Annotated in this window: 20 protein-coding genes and 1 pseudogene; 8 read left to right on the top strand and 13 right to left on the bottom strand. The window is 58.5% G+C overall.

The features are described from left to right. Window positions 1-288 precede the first annotated feature (288 nt). Together ACQ4OB_RS00410 and ACQ4OB_RS00405 are read left to right on the top strand one after the other, a co-directional pair. Window positions 289-1,245 (top strand): hypothetical protein, encoded by a 957-nt coding sequence (locus ACQ4OB_RS00410; RefSeq protein WP_430954935.1) that lies wholly within the window; start codon window positions 289-291, stop codon window positions 1,243-1,245. A 158-nt stretch (window positions 1,246-1,403) separates the two neighbouring features. Further along, window positions 1,404-2,372 carry a hypothetical protein gene (locus ACQ4OB_RS00405; protein ID WP_430954934.1) on the top strand — a complete coding sequence of 323 codons (969 nt, stop codon included), beginning with the start codon at window positions 1,404-1,406 and terminating at the stop codon, window positions 2,370-2,372. 69 nt (window positions 2,373-2,441) lie between these two features. On the opposite strand, the gene ACQ4OB_RS00400 is transcribed toward ACQ4OB_RS00405, so the two are convergent. Genes ACQ4OB_RS00400 through ACQ4OB_RS00375 form a run of 6 tightly spaced genes read right to left on the bottom strand, consistent with a single transcriptional unit; the run spans window position 2,442 to window position 9,152 of the window. Continuing rightward, complete coding sequence (locus ACQ4OB_RS00400) at window positions 2,442-3,770, bottom strand: DUF58 domain-containing protein (RefSeq protein WP_430954933.1); 1,329 nt, start codon at window positions 3,768-3,770, stop codon at window positions 2,442-2,444. Next, window positions 3,767-4,765: an AAA family ATPase gene (locus ACQ4OB_RS00395; RefSeq protein WP_074879540.1), complete on the bottom strand. Its 999-nt coding sequence runs from the start codon at window positions 4,763-4,765 to the stop codon at window positions 3,767-3,769. Before ACQ4OB_RS00395 ends, ACQ4OB_RS00400 begins: the two co-directional genes overlap by 4 nt. After that, window positions 4,762-5,925, bottom strand: a complete 1,164-nt coding sequence (locus tag ACQ4OB_RS00390; RefSeq protein ID WP_430954932.1) for a DUF4350 domain-containing protein — start codon at window positions 5,923-5,925, stop codon at window positions 4,762-4,764. The genes ACQ4OB_RS00395 and ACQ4OB_RS00390 overlap by 4 nt, the downstream gene beginning before the upstream one ends. After that, a complete protein-coding gene (locus ACQ4OB_RS00385; protein ID WP_430954931.1) occupies window positions 5,922-7,466 on the bottom strand; it encodes a DUF4129 domain-containing protein in 1,545 nt (514 codons plus the stop codon). The genes ACQ4OB_RS00390 and ACQ4OB_RS00385 overlap by 4 nt, the downstream gene beginning before the upstream one ends. Next, window positions 7,453-8,430: a stage II sporulation protein M gene (locus ACQ4OB_RS00380; protein WP_430954930.1), complete on the bottom strand. Its 978-nt coding sequence runs from the start codon at window positions 8,428-8,430 to the stop codon at window positions 7,453-7,455. Before ACQ4OB_RS00380 ends, ACQ4OB_RS00385 begins: the two co-directional genes overlap by 14 nt. Then, on the bottom strand, window positions 8,427-9,152 hold the full coding sequence (locus ACQ4OB_RS00375; protein ID WP_430954929.1) for an RDD family protein: 726 nt from the start codon (window positions 9,150-9,152) through the stop codon (window positions 8,427-8,429). Before ACQ4OB_RS00375 ends, ACQ4OB_RS00380 begins: the two co-directional genes overlap by 4 nt. A 183-nt stretch (window positions 9,153-9,335) precedes the next feature. Between ACQ4OB_RS00375 and sbcB the strand changes: the two genes are divergently transcribed. Next, entirely contained in the window at window positions 9,336-10,766 is a 1,431-nt protein-coding gene (gene sbcB / locus ACQ4OB_RS00370; RefSeq protein WP_430954928.1) for an exodeoxyribonuclease I, read from the top strand. Window positions 10,767-10,865: 99 nt separating this feature from the next. Here sbcB and mvaT read toward each other — a convergent pair whose 3' ends face one another. After that, window positions 10,866-11,243: a histone-like nucleoid-structuring protein MvaT gene (mvaT, locus tag ACQ4OB_RS00365; protein WP_007933316.1), complete on the bottom strand. Its 378-nt coding sequence runs from the start codon at window positions 11,241-11,243 to the stop codon at window positions 10,866-10,868. Window positions 11,244-11,580: 337 nt separating this feature from the next. Here mvaT and purU point away from each other — a divergent pair, with 337 nt between their 5' ends. Together purU and ACQ4OB_RS00355 are read left to right on the top strand one after the other, a co-directional pair. Continuing rightward, entirely contained in the window at window positions 11,581-12,429 is an 849-nt protein-coding gene (gene purU / locus ACQ4OB_RS00360) for a formyltetrahydrofolate deformylase (RefSeq protein ID WP_074879520.1), read from the top strand. Between the two features lie 62 nt (window positions 12,430-12,491). Then, window positions 12,492-12,668 (top strand): hypothetical protein, encoded by a 177-nt coding sequence (locus ACQ4OB_RS00355; protein WP_162842866.1) that lies wholly within the window; start codon window positions 12,492-12,494, stop codon window positions 12,666-12,668. Here the strand turns inward: ACQ4OB_RS00355 and ACQ4OB_RS00350 are convergent. The 5 genes and pseudogenes from ACQ4OB_RS00350 to ACQ4OB_RS00330 all read right to left on the bottom strand — a co-directional run. Then, window positions 12,655-13,650 carry a lysylphosphatidylglycerol synthase transmembrane domain-containing protein gene (locus ACQ4OB_RS00350; RefSeq protein ID WP_074879517.1) on the bottom strand — a complete coding sequence of 332 codons (996 nt, stop codon included), beginning with the start codon at window positions 13,648-13,650 and terminating at the stop codon, window positions 12,655-12,657. The two genes, ACQ4OB_RS00355 and ACQ4OB_RS00350, sit on opposite strands and share 14 nt — an antisense overlap. After that, window positions 13,647-14,423 (bottom strand): DUF2334 domain-containing protein, encoded by a 777-nt coding sequence (locus tag ACQ4OB_RS00345; RefSeq protein WP_430954927.1) that lies wholly within the window; start codon window positions 14,421-14,423, stop codon window positions 13,647-13,649. The genes ACQ4OB_RS00350 and ACQ4OB_RS00345 overlap by 4 nt, the downstream gene beginning before the upstream one ends. Next, window positions 14,416-15,537: a glycosyltransferase family 4 protein gene (locus ACQ4OB_RS00340; protein ID WP_102615374.1), complete on the bottom strand. Its 1,122-nt coding sequence runs from the start codon at window positions 15,535-15,537 to the stop codon at window positions 14,416-14,418. Before ACQ4OB_RS00340 ends, ACQ4OB_RS00345 begins: the two co-directional genes overlap by 8 nt. Before the next feature lie 191 nt (window positions 15,538-15,728). Then, on the bottom strand, window positions 15,729-16,493 hold the full coding sequence (locus ACQ4OB_RS00335; protein WP_430955024.1) for a methyl-accepting chemotaxis protein: 765 nt from the start codon (window positions 16,491-16,493) through the stop codon (window positions 15,729-15,731). Between the two features lie 93 nt (window positions 16,494-16,586). Next, a pseudogene (locus tag ACQ4OB_RS00330) lies at window positions 16,587-17,618 on the bottom strand (HAMP domain-containing protein); the annotation flags it as partial. Between the two features lie 189 nt (window positions 17,619-17,807). Here ACQ4OB_RS00330 and ACQ4OB_RS00325 point away from each other — a divergent pair. Continuing rightward, window positions 17,808-19,295 (top strand): helicase HerA-like domain-containing protein, encoded by a 1,488-nt coding sequence (locus tag ACQ4OB_RS00325; protein WP_430954926.1) that lies wholly within the window; start codon window positions 17,808-17,810, stop codon window positions 19,293-19,295. A 125-nt stretch (window positions 19,296-19,420) separates the two neighbouring features. On the opposite strand, the gene ACQ4OB_RS00320 is transcribed toward ACQ4OB_RS00325, so the two are convergent. Continuing rightward, window positions 19,421-19,876, bottom strand: a complete 456-nt coding sequence (locus ACQ4OB_RS00320) for a DUF721 domain-containing protein (RefSeq protein WP_008147416.1) — start codon at window positions 19,874-19,876, stop codon at window positions 19,421-19,423. A gap of 307 nt (window positions 19,877-20,183) precedes the next feature. On the opposite strand from ACQ4OB_RS00320, the gene secA reads away from it, so the two are divergent. Both secA and argJ read left to right on the top strand, forming a co-directional pair. Beyond that, complete coding sequence (gene secA / locus ACQ4OB_RS00315) at window positions 20,184-22,919, top strand: preprotein translocase subunit SecA (protein WP_074879505.1); 2,736 nt, start codon at window positions 20,184-20,186, stop codon at window positions 22,917-22,919. A 122-nt stretch (window positions 22,920-23,041) separates the two neighbouring features. Then, window positions 23,042-24,259 carry a bifunctional glutamate N-acetyltransferase/amino-acid acetyltransferase ArgJ gene (argJ, locus tag ACQ4OB_RS00310; protein WP_008147411.1) on the top strand — a complete coding sequence of 406 codons (1,218 nt, stop codon included), beginning with the start codon at window positions 23,042-23,044 and terminating at the stop codon, window positions 24,257-24,259. The last annotated feature ends 175 nt before the right edge of the window (window positions 24,260-24,434 follow it).

Below are 24,434 nucleotides of genomic sequence, written 5' to 3'. Positions count from 1 at the left end.
AACCACCGTACAATAATGGTGAGGCAGTTTGGGTGGCTACAATTACTTATGACAATAACGGGTGATGCTGAATATCCAAGCATTAAGGCTGCTGCGACGAGAGCAGGTGCCGAAGGGAATGCCCGGGTACCACGTGATTAACACTTCTAGAGTGAAGTTGACGTTTTAATGTGAGCAGCGGGCATAAAAATCATTGTTAGTAAAGCGTGGATAAGAACAGACGCCGGCTATCAGTAGGGTTGTGCGGGCTGTCGTGCCGGTTGTGGATATCGAACAGGAGGTTATCCAGTGAGCACTGAATCTAAACAAATCAATTTTTCTACCTGGTATCAGGAATTCATGCCGTACGTAAATGGCCAGAGGATAAGGTGGGACGACCTGGATCTGAAATTATTTGCAGGAGGAGTTTGCGAGCTGAAGCTGGACTATGAATACAGTTGGCTGATTGGCGATCCGGATGCCCAGATTGCGCTGGAGTACCAACCTGGCAACGAGGGACAAGGCCTGGTTTTTGACCCACCTTTGGGGCAGTTGGTTGAAATGGCGGAAGGAACCACTTCTTTAAGTTGGACTATCAAAGCGACTGCGGCGTCTAGCGGATCTTTTGCATTGCAATTTGCCATGCCTCAATTTGTTGAAGTGCCGAAGTCACCGCCGTTGCCGGGCGCAATATTAGATTTTGCGCAGGAGTTGGAGGCTAAGTACGACGAGTTTCCGGTGCCCTTCGGAGCGAATGCCTATCCCTGCCATGGGGCAAAGCACACGTTTACGGTACTGCCAAAACCTGGCAGCCAATGGCTGAACAAAAAAATCAGGCTGTTAATGCGTGGGGAAAATCTCGGCGTGGTGGTCAGCCCGTCACTGGAGAGCGAGCAGTTGCTGACGCCGGAAGGGGTGATGTGGGAACTGGATTGTCTGGGCACTACCCAGAAGGGAAGTTTTTCCTTGCAAGTGATGTTGGTGGAGTTTGAGGGAAATATTCCGCCATTGAATATGTTGTTGGCACATAATTTAGTAACGGCTGAACATTGGATAACTGGGCCACATTGGGCCTTTCCAGATTTGGAATATTATTTGTGGCATGTTCGTGCCACCTCCGTATTTTTGAAGACCCTTGCACCTGGCGTTGCAACAATGTACGAAAATGGCACTCCTTCTAATTCCGTTACTGGTAAGAATGGTGAGGACAGTTCACGTGTTAGCTATTTGAAGATTGTCAATCGATACGACGGAAGTGTTGTCTGAATTCGCTTGTTGTTTCACTGAATAAATTGCCTTGCACGCAGTTATCTGGTTTTAGGGTGACGCGCAACACTATAGTTTAAACGGGGCGAATCCAAAAGCGCCGACGCTCAATCACTATGATGGAAGCCGGTTGTGGATATCGAACGGGAGGTTACCCAGTGAGCACTGAATCTAAACAAATCCATTTTTCTACCTGGCATCAGGAATTCATGCCATACGTAAATGGCCAGAGGGTAAGGTGGGATGACCTAGATCTGGAATTATTAGCAGGAGAAGTTTGCGAGCTGAAACTGGACTATGAATACAGTTGGTTGATTGGCGATCCGGATGCCCATATTGCGCTGGAGTATCAACCTGGCAAAGAGGGACAAGGCCTGGTTTTTGACCCACCTTTGGGGCAGTTGGCTGAAATGGCGAAGGGAACCACTTCTTTGAGTTGGACTATCAAAGCGGATGGGGCAGTTTGCGGATCTTTTGTATTGCAATTTGCCATACCTAAAATTGTTGAAATGTCGAAGTCACCGCCGGTAAATTTTGGAATGTCAAATTGGGAGCAGGAACTGGAGATCAAGTTCGACGAATTTTCGGTGTCGTTCGGAGCGAGTGTCTATCCCTGCCATGGTGCACAACACACTATCACGGTACTGCCTAAACCTTGCAGCTGGTTGCTGAACAAAAAGATCAGGCTGTTAATGGGTGGGGGAAATCTCGGCGTGGTGGTCAAACCTTCATTGGCAAACGAGCAGTTGCTGACGCAGGAAGGGGCGACGTGGGAACTGAATTGTCTGAACACTACCCAGAATGGAAGTTTTTCTTTGCAGGTGATGTTGGAGTCTGGGGAAAAGACATCGCCATTAACAATGTCGTTGGCGCATAACTTGGTGACTGCTCAACATTGGAGCGAGCCAGCCGAGAGTTTTCCAGGATACCCGCGAACATTGCATGGAATTCGTTCGTCCTCCTCGTTTTTGAAAGTGCCAGTAAGTGGCGTTCCAGTCAGCCAACAAGTGGGCAGCGATACTTCTCGCAGCAGCACTGACGTAAACGGTGAGGTTACGGTAAATGTGGACGCGGATGTTTATGTCAAAATGTGGATCGTCAACCGGTACGACGAAAGCGTTGTTTGATGTTCGTTTCTGAGTTCTCGCAATCAATGCCTTTTATCGATGAAAAAAGGCATTGAATGCGAGCCGTTATTAGCCTCCGGCCTTCTTCCATTCCAAATACTTCGTTACTATTGCCGCCCCCAACTCCCCGGGCCGAGCATCCGCCACCGACACTCCATGAGCACTCAACCGATCATGGAGTTCGGCCCGTTCATTCAAGTAATCCACAGTCCCGCAATAGGCCAGCGCTTCGGGCAAGGTTTTCACGGGGTCGTGGTGTAACCGGTCGAGGATGTCTTCGCGCAAACTGGCCACCAGTACCCGATGCTGCTTGCCCAGGCGTTTGGCGGCGTTGAGCAGTTCTTCATCATCTCCATCCCGCAAGTTAGTCACCAGCACCACCAGCGCCCGGCGTTTTTGTCGGGCCAGCAGTTGGTTGGCGGCGGCCTGATAATCGGCCGGACGCTGGGTGCTGTTGAGGTCATAGACAGCGTTGAGCAAGACCTTGAGTTGCTCGGTGCCTTTGACCGGCGCAAGGTAATGCGGTCGGTCACTGGCGAAGGTGCTCAGGCCTACCGCATCGCCTTGACGCAGGGCGACGTAGCTGAGCAACAGGCAGGCATTGAGTGCGTGATCGAAATGGGCGAGTTCGCCGTCCTGGCTGCGCATCCGGCGGCCGCAATCGAGCATGAAGATGATCTGCTGGTCGCGCTCGTCCTGATATTCGCGGGCAATTGGAGTGCGCTGGCGGGCGGTGGCTTTCCAGTCGATCTGGCGCAGGCTGTCGCCCTCGCGAAATTCACGCAGTTGATGAAATTCCAGACCCAGACCGCGACGCTGGCGTTGGCGTACGCCGAGTTGGCTGAGCCAGTTGTCCACCGCCAATAATTGGCCGCCGTAGAGGCGGGCGAAGTCGGGGTAGACGCGGGCGTTATCGGTCACGTTGAGCAGGCGTTTGTCAGACCACAGGCCCAGTGGGCTCGGCAGGTTGATTTCGCAGTGTTCGAAGGTGAAATGACCGCGTTTTAGCGGGCGTAGCCGATAGCCGATCTGGCTGTGCTGGCCGGGTTGCAGTTCGACCGACAGGGGCAGGTTTTCGAAGCTAAGGCCGTGCGGCACATGGTCGAAAATCTGTATGTTCAGTGGTTGGGCAAAATCATGCTCGACCTCCAGTCGCACTTCACCCCATCGACCGAGTGCAAGGCTGCCGGGCATTTGTCGGTGGAGTCGGGGCGAGGGCAGTCGTTTGAGACGGACGGCGTCGAGTATCGCCAGGGCCAGCAGTGCCAGCAGCAATCCCCAGTGGATCGACAACAGGCTCGATGGAACCTCGATGTCCAATGCCCGCAACGCGCCCAGCACGATGCCGATGGCCAGCAATACTGCCAGCCAGATCAGCAGCAGGCGCGAGGGTTTCACAGGCGTGGCGCCGGCACTTGGTCGAGCAGTTGCTTGAGCACTTGATCGACCTCCAGACCTTCTATGTCCAGCTCCGGTGCAATGCGCACCCGGTGGCGCAGCACCGACAGCGCGCAGCCCTTGATGTCATCGGGAATCACGAATTCGCCGCCACGCAACAAGGCGCGGGCGCGGGCGCAACGTACCAGCGCGATGGACGCCCGAGGCCCGGCACCGAGGGTCAACCCTGGCCAGGTTCGGGTGGTGCGGGCCAGGCGCACGGCGTAATCGAGTACCTGATCGTCCAGCGGCAAGTCGCTGGCGATGCGCTGCAAAGCCAGCACATCCTTGGCTTGCAGGACGGTGCGCAACGGCTGCACATCGAGCATGTCGGCACGGGTCGAGCGGCTGACCTGGCGCACCATGTTCAGTTCCTGATCGGCGTCGGGGTAGTCCATGCGCACCTTGAGCATGAAGCGATCGAGCTCGGCTTCCGGCAACGGGTAAGTGCCTTCCTGTTCGATGGGGTTTTGCGTGGCGAGCACCATGAACGGTTGCGCAATCGGCAGGGCGCGGCCTTCGAGGGTGACTTGGCGTTCCTGCATGGCTTCGAGCAGTGCGGCCTGGGTTTTCGCCGGGGCGCGATTGATCTCGTCGGCCAGCAACAGGTTGGTGAACAACGGCCCTTTGCGCAGTTTGAATTGCTCGGTTTGCATGTCGTACACCGCATGCCCGGTGACATCGCTGGGCATCAGGTCCGGGGTGAACTGGATACGTGCGAACTCGCCGCCGAAGCAGCGGGCGAGGGCACGCACCAACAATGTCTTGCCCAGCCCCGGAACGCCTTCGAGCAGTACATGGCCGCCGGCGATCAACGCGGTGAGCACATCGTCGATCACGCTGTTCTGGCCGATCACGGCTTTTTGCAGTTCAGTTCTTACCGCCTGGGCCAACTGGCTGGCGCGCTGGCGTTGCTGCGCAGCGTGGTTCAGTGTGCCGGGCTCGATCTCACTCATAAGGCATTCCTCAAGGTTTGCAGGTGGGCGACCTGACGGCTGAATTCAGCGCTGGACAGCCGCTGCTTCGGTCGCGGGCTCATGGCCTGGCTGATAGCGCGTGTGGGTTGGCCGGTCAGGCGTGCGAGCACCAGCCATTGTTCGGCAACGCCGAGTTGTTCGAAACCGGGATGACGGCGCCGCACACGACGCAAGATGTCGTGCTGCAAGGCGTGCAACAGGTGCTGCTGACCGTTGCGGCGCAACATGAAATCGGCGCTGGCGCGTAGGTGTTCCTGAAGTTGACGGCGGGCTCTCGGGGCCGGTTCCAGCAGCGGACCCTGGCGCACGCCGACGTGCCAGAAGCCAAGGCCGATCAGGGCAAAAAGGGCGACCAATGCTTGAGGGAAATAGCGCAGGAGCAAGGTCGGCAGACTGTCATGATCGGTGTTGAACAGCAGGGTCACGTTCGTGTCCGCGGTCAGGTACCAGAGCAGCCAGGCGTTGTCGTACTGGTCGATGGCCGGGGTTTTCCACAGGTCGGCGTCGGTGACCACGATGATCGAACCAAGCCCGTGATTGAGCTGCATCATGTGCGTGGCCTTGCCGCTGTTGGCCCAGGCTTGCGCGAGGTTTTTCGGGTCTTCGAGATGGAATGCGGTATCGAAACCGGCGTAGGCCGGCGCGTTTTCGTCTTCCAGGTACAACTTGGTCAGCTTGGGGTAAGGATCGTCATCGATAGTGTGCGGCGGGTCCTTGAGGTCTTTGCTCAGCGACTGGTGCAGTTGCACCCGGTCGAGCAACAGGTCGTTGCTTTGGCCGGTTTTTTCATCCCACAGCGACTGGGCAACAAACAAAAGACGCCCGCCGGCCCGGGTCCAGTTCAACAGCTGATCGACCTGGCGCGGAGTCATGTTGTCGCGGTCCCCGAGCAATAACAGGCTGTGCTGATGTGGCTCCAGGGTGGGCAGGATGTCGAGGCTGTTGGCGTGGTTCACCGTCAGGCCCTGTTTGCGCAGGAAATATTCGGCAGCGAGATAGGGATTGGCCTGGGCTTCGGGCGAGGGGCCGTGATCGATGTCTGCCTGATAGGGCGTCGCCTTGACGTACAGATAAACACTCAGCGCGCCCAATAGCACGGCGATGAACACGCCGACCGCCAGCCAGTGTCGCCGGTTCAATGCAACGCTCCCGTGCCGAACAACGCCCGCCAGCCGTCACAGAGTTCCTGTTGCAAATGTGCGGGAGGCAGGCGATGCCCGTAGGCCATGTTCTGCCAGTGCCCGGTCAGGTTTTTACTGAAGGCCAGCAAGGCAGGTTGGTGCAGGTGTTCGATGCGCTGAAGAACTTCACCTTCGGTGTCGGCGGGTTTGAGCAACAGGTTGAAGTCGTGCAGCAAATGGCTGAGCAGACCGCGATAGAGCAAGCCGAGGGCCTCGCGGGGTTGGGTTTGCCAGAGGCGTTCGGCGCTGGCAGCGATGTCGGCGGGCAGGGTTTCGCGGTTGAGGTCCAGGCCGAAAGCCTGTTGCGGTAACGGCCGCGTGACCTTGCTGTTCAAGGCCGGTCGACGCCTGACGAAGGCTTGCATCCAGTCACGGTAATGCCAGATCAATAAACCGATGGCACCGATCACGACCGCCCACAACACCACTTCAATCAGCGTGGCCGCTGCGCCGAAGCGTTGGTTGTCCAGAAGCTTGAGCAGCGCCTCCAGCCATTCGGTTGTTGGGTCATCGTCCGCCGTGTCGGCGGCGGGTTGGTCCTCGCCAAACCGATAGCGCGTGACGGACTCCTTGTTCTTGAACGGAGGCTGATCGAGGATCGCCTTGATGCTGTCCCGGGATGCCTGACTGGTCAGTGGCTGGTCCAGCAGGCGTGGGCTGTCGGGTGAAATGACTGGCTCGGCGGCCCACACGGTTTGTGCTGTCGGCATCAACAGGAATGCTGCCAGCAACACGGGGACGGCGGCGCTGCTCAAGCGTTGGCGCATGCGGCGGAACACCAGCTCGATATCCCAGGCCTCCAATACCGTGCGCCGGTTCAGATAAAGGCTGAAGCCGCAGGCGACATAAACCGGTTCCCAGACAATGAGCACCAGTGCGTAAAAGGCGTTGGTCAGGTGTTCCAGCCATCGCCAGTCCTGTGTGGCGGCGGTGATCAAGGTCTGCCAGCTCCAGTCGAGTTCGACCTGTTGCGGCAAGAACATGTAGAACAGCACCATCAGGCCGATCCACAGCGCAGTTTCCAGGTGTACGCCGATGATGGTCAGCCAACGCGCGGCACCGGCGTTGCGCTGCAACAGCACCTGCAAGCGCTGTTGTCGTGGCTCACCACTGAGCCCTTCGAGTTGCACCACCGGCATCAGAAAACTGCGACTCAGGCTCAGGCGCCGCCAGGTCAGGCTCACCAGCAGCTGCGGTTGCAGCAGCCGCGGAAATTGGCGCAACGCCTGTTTCAGGGTGGGCGTTTCGCCAAACATGGCTTTGGACAGGATGTACAGCGGCAGGCGGTCGAACGCCGGTTTCAGCCACCAGAAAATGAACACGGCGAGGGAGGGCGAATCCCATAGCACCCAACTGAGCAGGGCGAAAACCGGCAAGGTCACGAGGGCCCAACTGGTCATCAGCAGACGCCGGTGTCGTTGGCTCAGCAGGACGCCCAGGTCCATGGCTTCCCAGGTGGTGCGCGGGCGGATGACAGCCGTGGCGTCACTCAGGCGCATGGCGGGTCCGTCCAGCAAACAGCAGATAAGTCGCCACCAACAACCAGAGCGCTGCACCGACCAGGTATTTGGTCATGGGCGCGACCCCGATCGTGGACGACCAGTAAGCCTCGATAAACGCCGCAATCAGCAGAAACAGCATGACCCCGCAAATCAGCAGCACGCTCTTGCGGGCCGCCAATCGCAGGGCTTCGGAGCGAGGCAGGCGTCCCGGCGCGATCAAGGCCCAACCCAGTTGCAGGCCGGCGGCACCGGCCAGGGCGATGGCACTCAGTTCGAAGGCGCCGTGGCCAACCACGAATGGCCAGAACGTTTGCCCGTAACCGATGTGCGTCAGGTGCCCGGCCACCGCACCAATCATCAAACCGTTGAAGAACAGGAAAAACGCACTGCCCAAGCCAAACAGCAAGCCGCTGGCGAAGGTCTGAAAGGCGATGCCGATGTTGTGCATGATGTAGTAACCGAACATCACCCAGTCTTCACTGGCCGCCCGTTCTGCCGAACGCCCCAAGTGACCGGCCTCGGGGTCATACATGCCTTGCATCTCGCTGACCTGCTCGGCCGGGATCAGGTTGTAGACCAGGTCGGGAAACAGATACACCAGCAACGCAAAGCCGATCAGGCTGCCAAAAAACATCAGGCCGGCGGCGAGCACGAAGCGCCATTGTTCGCGCACCAATCGCGGGAAGTCAGCCAGGAGGAAGCCCAGCACGTTGGCACCCAGTCGACTGCGGTGGCGATAAAGTTGTTGATGCCCGCGCAGGACCTGTTGCTGTAATGAGTCGATCAGAAAGCTGCTGTAACCGCGTTCCTGGGCCAGCGCCAGATGCTGGCAGAGACGACGATAATCGCTGGGGAAACTGGCGATTTGCTGTGCTTGCTTGCCTTGCTCCAGCTGTTCAAGCACGAGGGTAAATTGCGTCCATTCGGCCTTGTGGCGACTTTCGAAAAGGCTTTGCTTCATGTCGGGCCCAACAAGCCGCGGGCGATGCCATTGAGTTCGTCCACGGCCCCTGGCGCCGACACCTGCAACGGTTGCGCGAGTATCGCCGCCAGCTCTTTGACCCGTGCGTCAGAGAGTTCACCCTGGCGCTCGGCAAAACCGAGGATGGCACGCTGTTCGGTCAGCGTTAGCGCAAAGGTCGGGCGTCGGGGCTGGACGGTGGGCAGTTGTGGTCGGGCGAGCGGTTGTTCGCGGTAGATCACCAGCGTGCCGGCGGCCAGATCGCCGAGGCGCTTGAAGGTGGGATGTTGCAGGCAACTGATGGCGCCGAGGAAATAGCCGAACGGCAGCATGTCGACAAATCGCAGCAGGTTGCGCAGCAGCGAAGCAGACCAGCCGATCGGCGTGCCATCGTCCTGCACCACCCGCAGGCCCATCCATTGCTTGCCTGGCGAACGACCCTGGTTGAGCACTTCGAACAGCACCATGTACCACCAGCTCACCACGAACAACAGAATCGAGCCGAGCCCTGCACCGAGTTTCCCGAGGAACGCCAGGACAATAAACAGCAGGCCGACGATCAACCCGCGCAGCCCGAGATCGATGGCGAACGCCAGCGCACGAACCATCAACCCGGCCGGGCGCAGTGGCAGGTCGATGCCTTCCGGCGTTTCGACTTGATACCGCGTATCCAGTGGCGGGGACAGCGTCGCGTTCCTTGGCAGTGCTGTGGTCTCGAGCATGGGCAACCTTGATGTGGCCTGTTCGGGATTCGATGTCCGTCCGATGCTAGCAGCCTCTCGAGGGAAAACGACATAACTATGTATTGCACGGCACGTGGCCAGAGGTGATTGAATGACAAGATTACTGGCCGGGGCGGGATGTGAACGCCTAGACTTCGCCGATCTTCAGTTCAGGAATAGCCCGTGACCTCTATCTTCTGGTACGACTATGAAACCACTGGCATCAACCCCCGTTGCGACCGCCCGCTCCAGATGGCGGGGATTCGCACTGACTTCGATCTCAATGAAATAGACGAGCCGGTCAACCTTTACTGCCAGCCCAGTGAAGACATCCTGCCCCATCCGGCGGCCTGTGCGATCACCGGTATCACCCCCGGCCGACTGGCCGAGCAAGGCTTGAGCGAAGCCGATTTCATGACCCGGGTGCATGCCCAACTCGCGGCGCCCGGCACGTGCGGGGCGGGGTACAACACGTTGCGTTTCGATGACGAGATGACCCGTTACAGTCTTTACCGAAATTTTTTCGACCCTTACGCGCGCGAATGGCAGGGCGGTAATAGTCGCTGGGACCTGATCGATGTGGTGCGTGCATCCTATGCCTTGCGCCCTGACGGCATCGTTTGGCCGACGGACGACGAGGGGCGGATAACGCTCAAGCTCGAACGCCTGACTGCCGCCAATGGCATTGATCACGGAAATGCTCACGAAGCGCTGTCGGACGTTCGCGCCACTATCGCCCTGGCGCGTCTGATCCGGGAAAAACAGCCAAAGTTATATGACTGGTTATTTCAGTTGCGCGGTAAACAAAAGGTGATGGATCAGATTCGTCTGTTGCAGCCGATGGTGCACATCTCCGGACGCTTTTCGGCGGCGCGTAATTATGTCGGTGTGGTGTTGCCTTTGGCCTGGCACCCGCGCAACAAGAACGCCTTGATTGTCTGTGATCTGCACCTGGATCCTCAGGGCTTGCTCGATCTGGATGCCGACACTTTGCGTCAACGGCTGTATACCCGCCGCGATGACTTGGCCGAGGGCGAGTTGCCGGTGCCGCTCAAACTTATCCACATCAATAAATGTCCGGTGGTGGCGCCGTTGGCGGTACTTCGCTCTGAAGATCAGCAACGTTTGGAGCTGGATATGTCGCTCTACCAAGAGCGCGCGCTGCGGCTAAGTGACGCACAAACAATTTGGCGAGATAAAGTGCAGGCGATTTATGCCAGCGAAGCGTTCACCCCGAGCCAAGACCCGGAGCAACAGTTGTACGATGGTTTTATCGGTGATCGGGATCGGCGTCTTTGTGAGCAAGTCAGGTCTGCCGACCCTGCTCAATTAGCGCAACAACAATGGCCCTTCGATGATGAGCGATTGCCCGAATTATTGTTTCGATATCGCGCACGCAACTTCCCCGATACGTTGAATTTCGAAGAGCAAGAACGCTGGCGAATATTCTGTCAGCAACGTTTGTCAGCACCCGAGTGGGGGGCGCCAAATACGTTGGAAACTTTTGCAGAAGCCGCAGCCCAATGGAGTAATACGGCTACATCGTTTCAGCGAGAGGTGCTGAATGAATGGCAGAATTATGTCGAAGGATTACGCAAACGTTTGAATCTTTGAAATCGAAAATGTTCGGAGCTGAATACCGGGCATAAAAAAACGCCAGCAGATGCTGGCGTTCTTTTTTGTCGCGGGTAAGTCCGCGACAAGCGCTACGGCTTAGCCCAGCAGGGTAGCCCAGCCTTCAACCACGTCACCGCCCCACTTGGCTTTCCACTCTTTCAGAGTCTTGTGGTTGCCACCTTTGGTTTCGATGACTTCGCCGTTGTGCGGGTTTTTGTATTGTTTAACTTTGCGAGCACGCTTGGTGCCAGTAGTTTTTACTGCGCCACCACGTGGTGCTTTGGTTTTGGACTCAGGATCCAACAGGGCAATGATGTCACGCAGAGACTTGGAGTATTCGCCCATCAGGGTGCGCAGTTTGCCTTCGAATTCCAGCTCGGTTTGCAGTTTGTCGTCTTGGGACAGGTTCTTCAAACGGGCTTGCAGCTCTTTGATAGCTTCTTCGGTGGCGCGATATTCGTTGATCAAGGACATGAGGACTACCTTATGTAGGGCGCTGGATGGCAGGTGACAGTGCGGCAATAATAGTCAGGGTGTTTCACCAAGTAAACATTTAACCGGGGTTTTATTTAAATTAGTTACGATGAATAGGCATAAATTGTCGGTGCAGTTAAAAGTGTGATGCAGTCATCACGAATATTCACAATTGTGCACTTGAAGAATGGCAACAGGGACACCATCGCGCGGGTTGCAGGTGCTGCGAGAACCTCTGCCGCTTGCCTTTGTGTCGGGCCACGCGTCATCAATACTGCAGTTTTGTTGCGCAATCGCTAGAATGGCCGCCTTTGCGAAGTTCTGGAGTTTTACCCTCATGCGCACTTTTCGGCTGGTGATTGCTTGCCCGGACCGCGTCGGTATCGTTGCTAAAGTCAGTAACTTTCTGGCGTCACATAACGGCTGGATCACTGAAGCGAGCCATCACTCGGATAATCTCAGTGGCTGGTTCTTCATGCGTCACGAAATTCGTGCCGATTCGCTGCCCTTCGGTATCGATGCCTTTCGCGAGGCGTTTGCACCGATTGCCGAAGAGTTCTCGATGAACTGGCGCATCACGGATACCGAGCAGAAAAAGCGCGTGGTTCTGATGGCCAGTCGCGAGTCTCACTGCCTCGCCGACTTGTTGCACCGCTGGCACAGTGATGAACTGGATTGCGAAATTTCCTGCGTGATTTCCAACCATGACGACTTGCGCAGCATGGTCGAGTGGCACGGGATTCCGTATTACCACGTACCGGTCAATCCGCAGGATAAAGAGCCGGCCTTCGCCGAAGTCTCGCGCCTGGTCAAACAGCACGATGCTGAAGTGGTCGTACTTGCCCGCTACATGCAAATCCTGCCGCCCGAGTTGTGCAGCGAATATGCCCACAAGGTCATCAACATTCACCACAGCTTCCTGCCATCGTTCGTCGGCGCCAAGCCGTATCACCAGGCATCGATGCGTGGTGTGAAGTTGATTGGCGCGACTTGCCACTACGTGACCGAAGAGCTGGATGCCGGTCCGATCATCGAACAGGACGTCGTTCGCGTCAGCCACAGTGACAGCATCGACGATATGGTGCGTTTCGGTCGGGACGTCGAAAAGATGGTACTGGCCCGTGGCCTGCGCTATCACCTGGAAGACCGGGTGCTGGTGCACGGCAACAAAACCGTGGTGTTCTGATAACTTGCTGCTGATCGTTCCCACGCAGAGCATGGGAACGATCTACAGAACGAGAACTGACCATGGCCGATCCACTGGACAAAGCCACATCCAAGGCTCCCGCCACATTGGGCGAGGGGTGTTTGAGCCGTTACGACCCGGATGACATGAACCCTGAAGACGGCACGGAGTTTCCCGGTGCCGCCGAGTTGTGGGAACAGTTGCAGAACGACCCCGACGACAACACTAAGCCTGCTTGAACTTCATCAACTTCTTCAGCAACGGCCGCCCGAGCATCAGCAAAAACACCGGGCCGCCCACCAGCAAATAGAAGTAATAAGTCACCGCCCGCCAGATCAGGATCGCCGCCGCCGCGGTGGATTTTCCCACCATTGGCGCCAGCAGCGCCGCCGACGTCAGTTCCGCCGCTCCGGCACCGCCCGGCAACAGGCTGAACTGCCCCGCGCTCAGCGAAAGCATCTGGATCAGAAAGCTCCAGGCCCACTGCAAATCCGCCCCAAGCCCACGCAACGCCAGATACAGCACGCTATAGCGCAAGCCCCAATGCAGGCACGTCAGGGCAAACACCGTAATTAATGTCTGAAAAGGCAGCTTCAAGGTGTCCGTGAACGCCGCGAGGAAATGCAGGAGTTTTCGCGCCCAGCGCACACGGGTGGTGGTTTTGACATTCAGGCGAGCGAGCAATCGACCACTCAAACGAATCAGCACGCGATGGTAGCGGGCGACCACCACGCAACTGAACAACCCGCCGAACATCGAAATGGCGCTGACGGTCAGCAGCCATTCCATGCGTTGGCTGAGGTGCTGGAACAACGCGTAAATCAGGATCCCGCTCAGCGCGCAGAGAAAAAACAGCAAATCGCTCAGTTGATCCATGGCAAACACGGCGCTGCCCCTGGCCGGACGCACGCCATTGCGCGCGAGCAGCGCCATGATGGTCAGCGGCCCGCCGCTGCCGCCCGGTGTGGCGCAGTAAGCGAACTCGGCGGCCATCACTACCCCGAGGCTTTTCAGCGGGCTCACCTTGTCGCGCTGATCGCCTAGCAACAGGCGCAAGCGCATCGTGTTCAGCACCCAACACAGCAGGATCATGCCGAACATGATCAGTAACCAGGTCAGCGGAAAGCTTCGCAGCCGATACCAGGTTTCGTTACCGCCCAGCAGCGATGGAATCAGCACCGCAGCGAGCAGGGCGACGAGCAGCAAAATCCCGCGACTCATGCGGCGCGCCCCATACGCTCGCTTTGCAGTGCCAGCCAGCGTGACTTGGTCAACGGCACACGCCCCTCGTCGAGCAAGCGCTTGAGGGTTTGCAGCCAGTACGTGCGCGAGAACTCATGACGCATATCCACCGGGTGCAGGCCAAGACGAATCACCGGTGCTTGCTGCCAGCGTTGTTCGCGTTGATCGCTGACGAACTTCGACAGCCCACGGCGCCAGGCACTGCGCGCACTCCAGACCAGCCCCGGCGCGTCGAACGCGGTGAAATCCGGCAGGCGATAGAGATGCTGCGAATCGCTGGTGTAACTCAGGGGTAACTGGCGCAAAGCCTGGCGCGTCCCTTCGCTCATCAACCAGGCCGGGGCGACGAAGCCTTCCAGCGGCCAGTGATAACGGTGGAACACTTCGATACCGGCGTGCAGGCGGGCGAGGGCGGTTTCTTGAGACAGGCTGTAAAACTCGCCTTCGTGGGTATAGATCCGGCGCATGAACCAGTCTCTTGGTGTAATGGGAGTAGGCGCGTCATCGCAATGAAAGTAACCGTGCAAGGCCAGTTCGTCACCTCGGGTGAGACGGCGGGTGAGCACACGTCGAAATCCCGGGTGCTCCTGCAGATCGTTGTGCTTGTGGAAATTGGGCACCACCAGCCAGGTCATCGGCACTTCGCCCAAGGCGTCGACGGCCTCGACAAAGGGTTGATAGTCGCCCCAGGTTTGCGGCGCGACGTCGTGCAGGACGAGTAACAGGTTGGGCGGGTTCATGGGGTCAGCCATTGGCCGTCAGCGGCCAGTGGCTACCGAGCACGGCGTGATAGTGGCCCAGCAGGCTGGTGACCACCGTGTCCCAGGAGTAATGCCGTTCGACATGGCTGCGGGCCTGTTTGCCCAAAACCACGCTGCCCGAACTGAACAGCTCGCGGACCGTGTTGGCCATCGCCAATGGATTGTTCGGCGGGCAGAGCCGGCCGCATTGATCGGTGATGATTTCCTGAAAGGCCCCGGCCGCCACGGCCACCACCGGAATGCCACTGGCCATGGCTTCTAGAACCACCAGGCCGAATGTTTCCTGATCGCCGGCATGCAACAGCGCATCGGCACTGGCCATCAACCGCGCCACTTGTGCGGCCGGACAGAACTTGTCGACCACGGTGACGTTGTCGGGCACTGCGGCCGGCATCGACGAACCCACCAACAGCAGGTGATAGCGTCGGCCCAGGCGTTTCATGCACTCGAGCAGCACCGGCAGGTTTTTTTCCTTGGAGCCGCGCCCGGCGAAAATCAGTAAATGAGTGTTCTCATCAATGCCCAGTTTGGCCCGCAGACCCGGGTCTCGTGCAGCGGGATTGAAGGTTTGCAGGTCGACGCCCAGCGGTTGCACGAAAACGTTCTTCACCCCTAGCCCGACCAGTTTGTCGGCCATGACCTGACTGGGTGCCAGAACCCGATCGAAATTGCCATAGAGCTTGCTGACATAGGCTTCAACGTTGGTGGTGACCCAATTGCCCATGCGATTGCTGACCAGCATCGGCAGGTCCGAATGGTAAAAGCCGATCACCGGGACATCCAGTTGCCGCCGGGCGTCAAGGGCCGCCCAGGCGGTGAGGTAGGGATCGCCGACCTCGATCAGGTCGGGCTGTAAATCCTGCAGAACATTGCGCCATGGCGCGAGACGGAGGGGGAAACGATAACCTTTGCCGAAGGGCAGTGCAGGGGCCGGAACCGTATAAATGCCATCCTGTTCGCTCAAGTGAGCCCCAGGAATCAACAGACTGTGGCGAATGCCTGGCTTGATGCTCAGGCGACGGTGTTTTGCATCCAGATAAGTGCGCACGCCACCGCTGGCAGGGGCGTAGAACATGGTTATGTCAGCGATATGCACGATGAACATCCCTCCGGTCCGTTGTTCTCCCTTGGTTGACCTTTATGAAGGATAGATGTTCGGTTGGGGTTTTGTGGCGGGGCGTCAGTGAGGGTTTTGCGGTGTGTTACAGACCGCTATCGCGAGCAGGCTCACTCCCACAGGGTCTGGCGCTGTACCTGTGGGAGCGAGCCTGCTCGCGAGGGGGCCCTAATCAGACACTAAATACGGAAACTGCCTACCAATTGTTTAAGCCGCGCCGCCTGCTGCTCAAGATCCGAGCACGCCCGCAACGTCGACTGCAGGTTTTCCACCCCTTCCTGATTCAGTGTGTTGATCTCGGTAATGTCCACATTGATCGACTCCACCACGGCAGTCTGCTCTTCGGTCGCCGTCGCCACCGACTGGTTCATCCCGTCAATTTCGCCGATACGCAAGGTCACGCTGTTCAACCGCTCGCCGGCCAGGTTGGCGATTTCGACGCTGTCCTGGCTGTGGCGCTGGCTGTCGCTCATGGTGCTGACGGATTCGCGAGCGCCGACTTGCAGCTCCTCGATCATGGTCTGCACCTGTTGCGCCGATTCCTGGGTGCGATGCGCCAGGTTGCGCACCTCATCGGCCACCACGGCAAAACCCCGTCCGGCTTCACCGGCGCGCGCCGCTTCAATAGCCGCGTTCAGCGCCAGCAGGTTGGTTTGCTGGGAGATGCTGGTGATCACTTCGAGAATCTGCCCGATGTTCACGGTTTTGCTGTTCAGCGATTCGATGTTGGTGCTCGAGGCGCTGAGCATGCTGGACAGCTGATTCATCGCGACAATGCTGCGATCCACCACTTGCTGGCCATCTTCAGCCAGGCTGCGGGCATCGCTGGCCTGACTCGATGCTTGTGCTGCGTTGCGGGCGATTTCCTGAGCGGCGGCACCGAGCTGGTTGATCGCCGCGGCCACGCTGCTGGTGCGCGAAGCCTGTTGGTCGGAGTTGTACATCGAGGAGTTCGAGGCGGCCACTACACGCAGCGCCACTTCGTTGACTTGCCCGGTGGCCGACGACACTTCGCGGATCGAACCGTGAATGCGTTCCACGAAGCGGTTGAACGCGGTGCCGAGGACGCCGAATTCGTCGTTGTTCACGATGGTCAGGCGTTTGGTCAGGTCGCCTTCGCCATCGGCGATGTCTGCCATGGCGCGGGTCATGACGTGCAGCGGCTGGATCAGGATGCGGATCAGCATGCCCAGCAGAGCGATGATGATGGCCACGGCAATGACCGTCGCAACGACCGCCGAGGCGCGGAATTCGCTGAGCATCGAGAAGGCTTTGTCCTTGTCCACCGACAGACCGATGTACCAGTTGACTGAGGACAGCCCTTTGATCGGGGTAAAGGTCACGATCCGAGTCTTGCCGTCGACGTCGACTTCACTGAAGTCGCTGCTGATGCGCGGGGTGTTTCTCGGGTACGCCTCGCTCAGGGACTTCATCACCAGCGCTTTGTCCGGGTGGACCAGGATTTTTCCGTCGGCGCTGACCAGAAAGGCATAACCCATGCCGTCGAAGTCCAGTGCGTTGAGGCTGTCGGTGATCACCTGCAAACTCAAGTCACCCCCCACCACGCCGATGTTTTGTCCGTCCTTGAGTACGCTGTCAACGATGGAGATCACCAGCTGGCCAGAGGCGAGGTCGATGTAGGGCTCGGTCAGGGCAGAACCGCTGGTGCTTTGCGCGCTCTTGTACCAAGGGCGAGCACGAGGGTCATAACCGTCGGGCATCTTGCTGTCCGGGCGGATGATGAAAGTGCCATCTTTATTGCCCAGGTAGGCGCCCATAAAGGTCGACGACACGGCCTTCTGTTCCAGCAGGTTGGAGACATTGGCTGTATCTGCGTTCAAGGCAACGGTTTGCGACAGGTTTTCGATCAGCAGACTGCGACCGGCCAGCCAGGTTTGAATGTTTTTTGCAGTGACGCTGCCCATTTCCTGCAAGTAGTTGTCCAGATCGCGGCGTATCGCATTGCTCTGTAAATAGTCGTTGTACAGCGTGAACGAGGCGAAGGCGGCGATGACGATGAGGGCGGCGGCCAGCAGGATTTTATGGCTGAAGCGCAGATTTTTGTTCATGGCTCGGGGTGTCCGCTAAGGTCTTATTGTTCGGGGCGCGTTGCTGCTAATGCGCGCAAAATGAGTGCGCAATGGAGCGAGTCGGTAATTCCTGCTCTCCGTAGGGGAATCTCGGACCTTGCTTTCAATTGGGTCTCTCGCTTATTTCTATCGGCCGCGAAGGATCAAAGATTAACCATGGGTGACAAAATGCCTGACTCATTACAACTCGTTATCGGTGCCGACCTTGCCGGGGAGCCGATTGCCCAGGCCATGCGACTGGCGAACCGTCATGGCTTGATCGCGGGCGCTACCGGGACGGGCAAAACGGTCACCTTGCAACGGATGGCCGAAGCATTCAGCGATGCCGGCGTGGCGGTGTTCGCCGCCGATATCAAGGGCGACCTGTGTGGCCTGGGCGCCGCCGGCAACCCTCAAGGCAAAATCGCCGAGCGGATCGCCGGGATGTCCTGGCTGAACCACACGCCACAAGCGTATCCGGTGACCCTGTGGGACATTCACGGTCAGTCCGGTCATCCATTGCGCACAACCTTGAGCGAAATGGGGCCGTTATTGATTGGCAGCCTGCTGGAGCTGACCGACAGTCAACAGTCGGCGCTGTACGCCGCGTTCAAGGTGGCGGACCGTGAAGGGCTGTTGTTGCTGGACCTCAAGGACCTGAAGGCGCTGCTCAATCACCTGCGTGACAACCCGGAATTACTGGGTGACGACGCCGCGCTGATGACCACCGGTTCCAGCCAGGCGCTGTTGCGGCGCCTGGCGACCCTGGAACAGCAGGGCGCCGAAGCGCTGTTCGGTGAGCCAGGGCTGCAACTCGAAGACATCCTGCAGCCGACCGCCGAGGGGCGCGGGCGCATTCACCTGCTCGATGCCAGCCGTCTGGTGCATGATGCGCCGAAGGTCTACGCGACATTCCTGTTATGGCTGCTGGCCGAATTGTTCGAGCAATTGCCAGAACGCGGCGATTCGGACAAACCGCTGCTGGCACTGTTTTTCGACGAGGCGCATTTGTTGTTCGCCGGTACGCCAAAGGCCTTGCAGGATCGTCTTGAGCAGGTGGTGCGGCTGATACGCTCGAAAGGCGTGGGCGTGTATTTCGTCACGCAATCGCCGGGCGACTTGCCGGATGACGTGCTGGCCCAGCTCGGTTTGCGCGTTCAGCATGGCCTGCGCGCGTTCACCGCCAAGGAACAGAAATCCCTGCGAGCGGTGGCCGAAGGCTTCCGGCCGAACCCGGCGTTCGATGCCTTGTCGGTGCTGACCGAGCTTGGGATTGGCGAGGCGCTGGTCGGCACGTTGCAGGACAAGGGCACGCCGGAGATGGTTCAGCGGGTGTTGGTGGCACCGCCGCAATCGCGGATCGGGCCACTGAGCGAGGCTGAACGCACCGCGCTGATCTCGGGGTCGTCATTCAAGGGGCGATATGACAAACCTGTTGATCGTGAATCGGCTTATGAAGTGTTGATGGGACGCAAGGGGCTGGCGCCAGAGCCTGACGCTGCTCCGGGCAAACCGGCAGCCGAAGAGCCAAGCTTCACCGACAAGGCCGGGGAATTCCTCGGCACCGCGGCGGGGCAGGCATTGAAATCAGCGATGCGCCAGGCGGCCAATCAATTGGGCCGACAGTTGGTGCGCGGTCTGATGGGCTCGTTGCTCGGCGGCAGCAAACGCCGCTGATTCATTGATCGTTCCCACGCTCTGCGTGGGAATGCAGCCAGGGACGCTCCGCGTCCCAAAGCGTGACGCAGAGCGTCACAAGAGGCATTCCCACGCAGAGCGTGGGAACGATCGGTAAGAAGGAGTCAGGTCTTGGGTTTAGCGTGCGCCGCCAGCCGTTCCAGCGCCGCCCGAAGATTCGGATCGCTGATCCCGTCGGCCGTGGCCTGAATGGTCGCGCCTGCATCGGTCGACAAACTGATGGTATGGCCAGCCGCCCCTTGCTGAACGGTCGGTGGCTGAACCTTGAACAGAATCCGAGTCAAACTGGCGAATTCGTCGAACATCTGTAATTGCCGTTGCAGACGCTTTTGCTGATAACGCAGGCGGGTCGCCCAATGCCCGTCGGTCACGATCAGCAGCAAACTGCCCTCGCGCCACGACGCCACATGGCAATGCTCGCGGGCGGCGGGCTGCAATTGGCTTTCCAGCAGACGTTGTAAATGACCCAGGCGTTGAGCGTGGCCGAAGATGGCTTTCAGCGGTTTGGCTTCGCGAAGCAGGACGGCGGGTGCTCTGGCCGTAAGAGGGCGAAATGCCATGATCAGACACCTGAAGTAACAGAGCCGCCATGGTAGCAGAAAGCATCGGATGCACCCGAGCCATTGCTTTGCGAGCGCTTTACCCATTAAATCAACAAGTAACTTCTGTCGTGAATGGCTTGAAGTTGAGCAAAAAGCCCTTATTTTAAGTGAGCCCCGTCACAACGCTGTGCCGGCATCGTGGAACAACGCCACTTTCCTCACCACCGTTTCCGGGTAGAATGCTCGTTCGCATGCGGCCATGAGGGCTGCTCGGGCGACTCACGGGGCCGCCCTCCATCCCTTTAGTGTGGAAGATCCTGCCGATATGTTTGCGCCTTTGTTAAAGAAACTTTTTGGAAGCAAGAACGAGCGTGAAGTCAAACGCATGCTCAAGACGGTGCAACTCGTCAATGCCTTCGAAGAGCAAATGGTGGCCCTTTCGGACGATCAATTGCGTGCCAAGACAGATGAGTTCAAGGCCCGCATCGCCAAAGGGGAAACCCTCGACAAGCTGCTGCCAGAAGCCTTTGCGGTCGCCCGCGAAGCCGGTAAGCGCGTCATGGGTATGCGTCACTTCGATGTCCAGCTGATCGGCGGCATGACCTTGCATGAAGGCCAGATCGCGGAAATGCGCACTGGTGAAGGCAAGACCCTGGTGGCAACACTGGGCGTTTACCTCAACGCGCTGTCCGGCAAGGGCGTGCACGTTGTGACGGTGAACGACTACCTGGCCCGTCGTGACGCCAACTGGATGCGTCCGCTCTACGAATTCCTCGGCATGACGGTCGGCGTGGTCACACCATTCCAGCCGCCGGAAGAAAAGCGCGCTGCTTACGCCGCCGACATCACCTACGGCACCAACAACGAATTCGGTTTCGACTACCTGCGCGACAACATGGCGTTCAGCATGGAAGAAAAATTCCAGCGCGAACTCAATTTTGCCGTGATCGACGAAGTCGACTCCATCCTCATCGACGAAGCCCGTACCCCGCTGATCATTTCCGGTCAGGCCGAGGACAGCTCCAAGCTGTACATCGAGATCAACAAACTGATCCCGCAGCTTGAGTTGCACGTCGAGGAAGTTGAAGGCGAAGTCACCAAGGCCGGCCACTACACCGTCGACGAGAAGACCCGTCAGGTCGAGCTCAACGAAGCCGGTCACCAGTTCATCGAAGACATGCTGACCCGCGTTGGCTTGCTGGCTGAAGGCGAGAGCCTGTACTCGGCGCACAACCTCGGTCTGCTGACTCACGTCTATGCCGGTCTGCGTGCGCACAAACTGTTCAATCGCAACGTCGAATACATCGTGCAGGACGGTCAGGTCGTACTCGTCGACGAACACACCGGTCGTACCATGCCGGGTCGTCGTCTGTCCGAAGGCCTGCACCAGGCCATCGAAGCGAAGGAAGGGCTGAACATTCAGGCCGAAAGCCAGACGCTGGCTTCGACCACGTTCCAGAACTACTTCCGTCTGTACAACAAGCTGTCCGGCATGACCGGTACCGCTGACACCGAAGCGTTCGAATTCCACCAGATCTACGGTCTGTCGGTGATGGTTATCCCGCCGAACAAACCGCTGGCGCGTAAAGACTACAACGACCTGGTGTTCCTGACCGCCGAAGAGAAATACGCGGCGATCATCAACGACATCAAGGAATGCATGACCCAGGGCCGTCCGGTGCTGGTGGGTACTGCAACCATCGAAACTTCCGAGCACATGTCTGCGTTGCTGCAGAAGGAAGGCATCGAACACAAGGTTCTGAACGCCAAGTTCCACGAAAAAGAAGCCGAGATCATTGCCCAGGCCGGTCGCCCAGGCGCACTGACCATCGCCACCAACATGGCCGGTCGTGGTACCGACATCCTGTTGGGCGGTAACTGGGAAGTGGAAGTGGCAAGCCTGGAAAACCCGACCCCTGAGCAGATTGCCCAGATCAAGGCCGACTGGCAGAAACGTCACCAGCAAGTGCTCGAGTCGGGCGGTTTGCAGGTGATTGCTTCCGAACGTCACGAATCGCGCCGTATCGACAACCAGCTGCGTGGTCGTGCCGGTCGTCAGGGGGACGCCGGTTCCAGCCGTTTCTACCTGTCGCTGGAAGACAGCCTGATGCGCATCTTCGCCTCTGATCGGGTGAAGAACTTCATGAAGGCCCTGGGCATGCAGCCTGGCGAGGCGATCGAGCACCGCATGGTGACCAACGCCATCGAGAAGGCTCAGCGCAAGGTTGAAGGCCGCAACTTCGACATTCGCAAGCAACTGCTCGAGTTCGACGACGTCAACAACGAACAACGTAAAGTGATCTATCACATGCGTAACAGTTTGTTGGCCGCCGACAACATCGGTGAAACCATCGCCGACTTCCGTCAGGACGTGCTCAACGCCACTATCAGCGCACACATTCCACCACAATCGCTGCCTGAGCAGTGGGACGTGGCCGGTCTGGAAGCGGCGTTGCAGAGCGACTTCGGCGTGGCGCTGCCGATCCAGAAATGGCTCGACGAAGACGATCACCTGTACGAAGAAACCCTGCGCGAGAAGCTCATGACCGAGCTGATCGCCGCGTACAACGAGAAAGAAGACCAGGCCGGTGCCGAGGCACTGCGCACCTTCGAGAAGCAAATCGTTCTGCGCGTACTGGACGACCTGTGGAAAGACCACCTGTCGACTATGGATCACCTGCGTCACGGCATCCACTTGCGTGGTTATGCACAGAAGAACCCGAAGCAAGAGTACAAGCGCGAGTCCTTCACGCTGTTCTCCGAGCTGCTGGATTCGATCAAGCGCGACTCGATCCGTGTGCTGTCTCACGTTCAGGTTCGCCGCGAAGATCCGATCGAAGAAGAACAACGCCTGCGCCAGGAAGCCGAAGCGCTGGCTGCGCGCATGCAGTTCCAGCACGACGAAGCACCGGGGCTTGAGCAACCGGAGCTGCTGGGTGAAGAGGTCGATGTCGCCCTTGCCACCGCGCCGGTACGCAATGAACAGAAGCTGGGCCGTAACGAACTTTGCTACTGCGGCTCGGGCAAGAAGTTCAAGCATTGCCACGGGCAGATCCAGTAAAACCCGTTTCATACGCTGAAATACCCGCGCCGCGACCGGCTTATGCCGTCGCGGCGTTTTGCCATTTAAACCACCGTTCTTCCTGAAAGCGGTGCTGACATCATTTATTAAGGAGCGCATTCATGGCTGTTGGTCTTGGTCCGTTGCCAACGTTGCACCCGGTTGCCGGTTTTGAACTCGGTATCGCCTCGGCTGGCATCAAGCGCCCGGGGCGCAAGGATGTTGTGGTGATGCGCTGTGCCGAAGGCTCCACGGTCGCTGGCGTGTTCACCCTGAACGCCTTTTGCGCCGCTCCCGTGATCCTCGCCAAGCAGCGTGTGCAAGGTCCGGTGCGTTACCTGTTGACCAATACCGGCAATGCCAACGCCGGCACTGGCGAACCAGGCCTTGCCGCTGCCGAGCGCACCTGCGCCAAACTGGCTGAGCTGACCGGCGTCGACGCCAGCCTGGTGCTGCCGTACTCCACCGGTGTGATCGGCGAGCCGTTGCCGGTCGAGAAAATCGAAGGGGCCCTGCAAGCCGCCCTCGACGACCTGTCGGTCAATAACTGGGAAGCTGCCGCCACCGGCATCATGACCACCGACACCTTGCCAAAAGGTGCGAGCCGCCAGTTCCAGCATGACGGCGTGACCATCACCGTCACCGGTATCAGCAAAGGCGCGGGCATGATCCGCCCGAACATGGCGACCATGCTCGGTTACATCGCCACCGACGCCAAAGTCTCCCGCGACGTGCTGCAAAACCTGCTGCTGGACGGTGCCAACAAGTCGTTCAACCGCATCACCATCGACGGTGACACGTCGACCAACGACTGCTGCATGCTGATCGCCACCGGTCAGGCAGCACTGCCGGAAATCACTGAGGCCAGCGGTGATCTGTTCGCCAAGCTGAAACAGGCTGTATTTGAAGTGTGCATGGACGTGGCCCAGGCCATCGTTCGCGACGGCGAAGGCGCGACCAAGTTTGTCACCGTTGAAGTCAACGGAGGCGGCAATCATCAGGAATGCCTGGACGTCGGTTACACCGTGGCTCACTCGCCGCTGATCAAGACCGCACTGTTTGCCTCCGATCCGAACTGGGGCCGCATTCTGGCCGCCGTGGGTCGTGCCGGCGTACCGAACCTGGATGTGAGCAAGATCGACGTGTTCCTCGGTGAAGTGTGTATCGCCAGCCGTGGCGCTCGCGCATCGACCTACACCGAAGCCCAGGGCGCGGCCGTGATGCAGCAGGAAGAAATCACCATCCGTATCGAGCTGGGTCGCGGTGATTGCAGCGAAACCATCTGGACCACCGACCTGTCCCACGAATACGTGAAAATCAACGCCGAGTACCGCACCTAACCAACCGTTAGACCGAGTCGCTGCATTCGCGAGCAGGCTCGCTCCCACAGGGGATCTTCAGTGGACACAGGTTTTGTGCACAGCAGGATCCAATGTGGGAGCGAGCCTGCTCGCGAAAGCGGTCTGTCAGTCACTGCATAGACTGGCTTGTTCCCTCCACCAAAAGGTCCCGAAC

The organism is Pseudomonas sp. ES4 (assembly GCF_050586665.1).
Lineage (GTDB): Bacteria > Pseudomonadota > Gammaproteobacteria > Pseudomonadales > Pseudomonadaceae > Aquipseudomonas > Aquipseudomonas frederiksbergensis.
The sequence above is the reverse complement of the archived record's forward strand: the minus strand, read 5'-3'. Positions and strand labels throughout refer to the sequence as shown.

Coding starts and splice junctions, on each gene's coding strand:
- ACQ4OB_RS00395 (WP_074879540.1), bottom strand. CDS start 4,765: ATGAGTGAGATCGAGCCCGGCACACTGAACCACGCTGCGCAGCAACGC.
- ACQ4OB_RS00385 (WP_430954931.1), bottom strand. CDS start 7,466: ATGCGCCTGAGTGACGCCACGGCTGTCATCCGCCCGCGCACCACCTGG.
- ACQ4OB_RS00380 (WP_430954930.1), bottom strand. CDS start 8,430: ATGAAGCAAAGCCTTTTCGAAAGTCGCCACAAGGCCGAATGGACGCAA.
- ACQ4OB_RS00375 (WP_430954929.1), bottom strand. CDS start 9,152: ATGCTCGAGACCACAGCACTGCCAAGGAACGCGACGCTGTCCCCGCCA.
- mvaT (WP_007933316.1), bottom strand. CDS start 11,243: ATGTCCTTGATCAACGAATATCGCGCCACCGAAGAAGCTATCAAAGAG.
- purU (WP_074879520.1), top strand. CDS start 11,581: ATGCGCACTTTTCGGCTGGTGATTGCTTGCCCGGACCGCGTCGGTATC.
- ACQ4OB_RS00355 (WP_162842866.1), top strand. CDS start 12,492: ATGGCCGATCCACTGGACAAAGCCACATCCAAGGCTCCCGCCACATTG.
- ACQ4OB_RS00350 (WP_074879517.1), bottom strand. CDS start 13,650: ATGAGTCGCGGGATTTTGCTGCTCGTCGCCCTGCTCGCTGCGGTGCTG.
- ACQ4OB_RS00345 (WP_430954927.1), bottom strand. CDS start 14,423: ATGGCTGACCCCATGAACCCGCCCAACCTGTTACTCGTCCTGCACGAC.
- ACQ4OB_RS00340 (WP_102615374.1), bottom strand. CDS start 15,537: ATGTTCATCGTGCATATCGCTGACATAACCATGTTCTACGCCCCTGCC.
- ACQ4OB_RS00335 (WP_430955024.1), bottom strand. CDS start 16,493: ATGTACAACTCCGACCAACAGGCTTCGCGCACCAGCAGCGTGGCCGCG.
- ACQ4OB_RS00325 (WP_430954926.1), top strand. CDS start 17,808: ATGCCTGACTCATTACAACTCGTTATCGGTGCCGACCTTGCCGGGGAG.
- ACQ4OB_RS00320 (WP_008147416.1), bottom strand. CDS start 19,876: ATGGCATTTCGCCCTCTTACGGCCAGAGCACCCGCCGTCCTGCTTCGC.
- secA (WP_074879505.1), top strand. CDS start 20,184: ATGTTTGCGCCTTTGTTAAAGAAACTTTTTGGAAGCAAGAACGAGCGT.
- argJ (WP_008147411.1), top strand. CDS start 23,042: ATGGCTGTTGGTCTTGGTCCGTTGCCAACGTTGCACCCGGTTGCCGGT.